Here is a 3710-nt window from a genome sequence, read left to right as displayed (position 1 = left end):
CGTTTCAGCTCACTGCCGTCAAGGCCTCCGTATCGCTGTCGCCATTTGTAAAAGGAGGCAGGACTGACCCCGTGTTCACGTGTGATCTCCTGAACGCTTTTTCCTGCCTCGAACTCCTTAAGGATCGTGCTGATCTGCTCCGGTTTGAATCGTTTCCCTTTCATAATACACTGTTAAAGTTATCAATCATTTTTCTATTCTCTAACAGTCTTTTTTTTAGGAAAGCTTACAGTACAATAAAAATCATAGAAGCTTGTAAACAAGCCGGACTTCCCGAACCCGAAATTATTGAACGGGACGGTGGTTTGTTGGTGACACTTTTCAAAAATAGCATGACTCACGAACAATTGGTTAAGCTTGGTCTAAATGAACGGCAGTTAAAAGCAGTTGAATATGTAAAAGAGAGAGGGAAAATTACGAATAAAGAGTATCAAACTATAAATTCAATTAGTGAGCGGACGGCATCAAGGGAATTGTCTGATTTGGTTGAAAAAGAGGTGTTAAAAAGTTCGGAAACAAAAGGTGCAGGTTCATATTTTTATTTGTCCAGCGAATAGCGCCAAAATAACGCCAATAACGCCACGATAAAGCCAGAATGAAGCCAAGTCGTTTTCCCCTCGCTCATTCGTGGCTTGCGAAACCCACCACTCTTAGCCCTTGCTGTTCCCGCTTTTGGCTGTTTACGGAATTGCTTTGGCGAACTAATTCTATGAAAAAAGGATTGTTATTATCGGAGAAGTTTCGTATCGTTATGATAACAACGTACATTGACTGATTGTAAAAGGTTCTGTCAAGAGAACTCAAAAGCCAACAAAATAGGACCTATTAAAGGTGACCTATTCGGTTACCTCTCTTGATAGTTTACTTGCTAACAATAATATAATCAACGAATTAGAGGTGTGGTGGCAGGAAGAGAACCTGCGACCTCTTAAAAGGCTATAGGTTCGACCCGGAGGGAGCTCAAGGCGGCTTTTAGGCCATGCGTGGCTGGGCCAACCCTGCTACCCGCCCGATCGAGCAACTTTGAAAGCCAAGGAAAAAATGGGCTCTTCAGCTACGTATTTTTTCTAAATTAGTTTTTATATTCCGAATGCGTTCAAATATTTAAATAGCATTTTTGTGTGCGTTTGATAAAAAGTGATTACTTCCGGCCTATTTTTTGATGACGCCATCTATATTGGAAGAATTTAGAAACACGGACGAACAATGATATTGAAAGAAAAAATAGTATACAACTACCTGAAGTATTTGCTTTTCGGTATACTTTCGGCTTTGCTGGTTACAGGGTATGCACAGGAGGAGGGCAGGCCGCAGAAAGAAAAGCGACAATCTGGTGAGCAAGGGAATGAGAGGCAAGTCACAGTTATGGATTCCATTGATGTCGTACGTGACTACCGGCCGATGCTGGCCGATGCCGTCAAGGTACGCCGGAGCCCGAATATGAAGTTGATCAACCGAAAAGTAATAGAGATGGAGCTTAGCCAGATCGCTACCGCCACCTATTTTGCTAGAAAGATATTCAAACAAGCGTATTACGATGAATTGTTGAAGCGGCATCCGGACGCTTCACAAGATAATATTGATAATTACCGCATCAGTTATCTGGCCTACCGCGCAGGCGAATACCCAAGAGCATCCTCTATTTTGGAGTCGCTGGAAACTTCGGATGCGTTTTATCAGGGCTCAATTATTACTTTAGGGCATATTGCCCTAGAAACCGGCGACAAGCAACGTGCGCGAAATGCGTTTGTGAAAGCGATGAATCTCGATTTTGATGAGGAATTGAAAGCTATTGCGCTATTTAACTACGCCAAAACCTTATTCGAATTGGACTCCGCTCAGGCCGCTCAAAACGTCCTTCAGAAATATATTGCCCAGGAATATGAGGATCGTGATCCAGCTGCCGAAAAGCAAGAAAGTCCCGAGATTCTATCCGCCGCCGTCCTGTTGGGAACAAGTAACTTCCATGCAGGAGTAAGCCTGTTGGAATCAATTAAGAATAGGGACAGGGAAGTAGATGCGACTTATCAAAAGGCAACTTACTACCGCGGACTGGAGTTTTATAATGAGCGCGCTTTCGAAAATAGTATATCCATGTTTATGCGTTCAGAGAAATTTCCGATCAACGCGGAAATGGCGGCCCTGGCCACCTATTGGAAAGCAGAAGCCATGTATGAGGTGCGCAAATACAGGGAGGCGGTAGAAAACTTTTTCCGGTTTCTTAGCTTGCCTGCCGCAAAAAACAACGAGGTCTATAATTATGCCAATTATGGGCTGGCCTATGCGGCGTTCCGAAATAACAATTTTCGGATGGCGGCCGATTATTTTGAACGCTTTTTAGTAGCTGGGGGAAGTTCGATGGATGAAAATATAAAGTATGACGTCATCGCACGTCTGGGCGATTCATATCTTACGATGCGTAATTACGGGCGGGCCAACCAATACTACGACCAGCTGATCAACGGCAAAGCGCCTAATCAGGACTATGCATTATTCCAACGCGGTATACTCGTTGGCTTACAGGGCGACAATGAAGCCAAGCTCAGTACCCTGCGGTCCGTTGTGGAACAATTTCCGGCTTCGAACTATGCCGACGATGTGGCCTTTGAAATCCCCTACACCTATTTTACGACCGGAGATTATGATCGCGCTATCGAAGGGCTGCAACGGATGATTGAAAAATACCCCCGTAGCAGTTATGTTCCGCGTGCATTGATGACTATTGGGCTTGTGCAGTACAATAACGATGACCTTGAAGCGGCGAAGGCTACTTTCCAAAAAGTGGCGGAAAAATATGCCAAAACCGACGAAGCAGAGCAGGCAATGCGTTTCATTGAAAACATCTACCTCGATCAGGGGGATGCGACGAGCTATATTCGCTATGCGATCGGTAGCAATGTGGGAAATCTGAGCCCAGCGGAATTGGATAATCAGGCTTTCCAAGCAGCCCAGTCCTTATTTGTCAGAGGAGAATACGGCGCGGCTGTGGAGGCGATCAATGCCTATTTTGATAAATTTCCGAAACCCAGGCAAGAAAAATATGCCCGTTACATTCGTGGGGTGAGTTCGTACAAGACAGGTCACCCACAGGAAGCGCTGCACGATCTGAATATCATCCTGAACGATTGGACGAGCAAATATACGGAGAATACCCTACTGACGGTAGCCGCACTATATCTGGAGCTAAAGCAATACAATGAGGCCATTGTGCACCTCAAAAAACTGGAACTGAATAACGAATACAAAAAAAACTATGGCTATGCGGTAAGTAACTTGATGGTCTGTTATTTCGAACTTGGCGATATGGAACAGATGGCCAAATATGTGCAGTTGATAAAGGATTACGATGGAGCGACAGAAGAGGAAATTGCCAAAGCACACTTATACAGTGGCAAAGCCTTTCTACAGGAAAAGAACATCGCCTCTGCCATGAAGGAATTCAATCTGGCGGCCCTAAAGAGCCAAACGGCACTCGGCGCAGAAGCAAGGTACCGTGTGGCACAGCTGCAGTATGATAACAAGGAATACGACAAAGCCCAGGAAACCGCCTTTGATGTCATCAACACTCGGGAGGAACATGAATATTGGGTAGCCAAGAGTTTCATATTGCTTGCTGATACCTATGCGCGCAAAGGCAATACTTTTCAGGCGAAAAGCACATTGAAAAGTGTGATTGAAAATTATGAAAAAAAGGACGATATTGTCCCCGC

Annotated in this window: 3 protein-coding genes; 2 read left to right on the top strand and 1 reads right to left on the bottom strand. The window is 44.7% G+C overall.

The window, feature by feature from the left end; all coding sequences use genetic code 11:
• A partial coding sequence (locus ACFSR5_RS15550; RefSeq protein WP_380905382.1) for a transposase occupies positions 1-164 on the bottom strand: 164 nt, incomplete at its 3' end.
• 168 nt (positions 165-332) lie between these two features.
• On the opposite strand from ACFSR5_RS15550, the gene ACFSR5_RS15545 reads away from it, so the two are divergent.
• Together ACFSR5_RS15545 and ACFSR5_RS15540 are read left to right on the top strand one after the other, a co-directional pair.
• On the top strand, positions 333-557 hold the full coding sequence (locus ACFSR5_RS15545) for a hypothetical protein (protein WP_380905379.1): 225 nt from the start codon (positions 333-335) through the stop codon (positions 555-557).
• Positions 558-1206: 649 nt separating this feature from the next.
• Positions 1207-3710: tetratricopeptide repeat protein (locus ACFSR5_RS15540; RefSeq protein ID WP_380905378.1), on the top strand; the 2504-nt coding region annotated here is incomplete at its 3' end.

Origin of the sequence: Sphingobacterium suaedae, from assembly GCF_042684625.1 — a bacterium.
Taxonomy (GTDB): domain Bacteria; phylum Bacteroidota; class Bacteroidia; order Sphingobacteriales; family Sphingobacteriaceae; genus Sphingobacterium; species Sphingobacterium suaedae.
The sequence above is the reverse complement of the archived record's forward strand: the minus strand, read 5'-3'. Positions and strand labels throughout refer to the sequence as shown.

Bases quoted from the DNA above. Each gene is read 5' to 3' on its own strand.
- ACFSR5_RS15545 (WP_380905379.1), top strand. From the start codon at position 333: ATGACTCACGAACAATTGGTTAAGCTTGGTCTAAATGAACGGCAGTTA.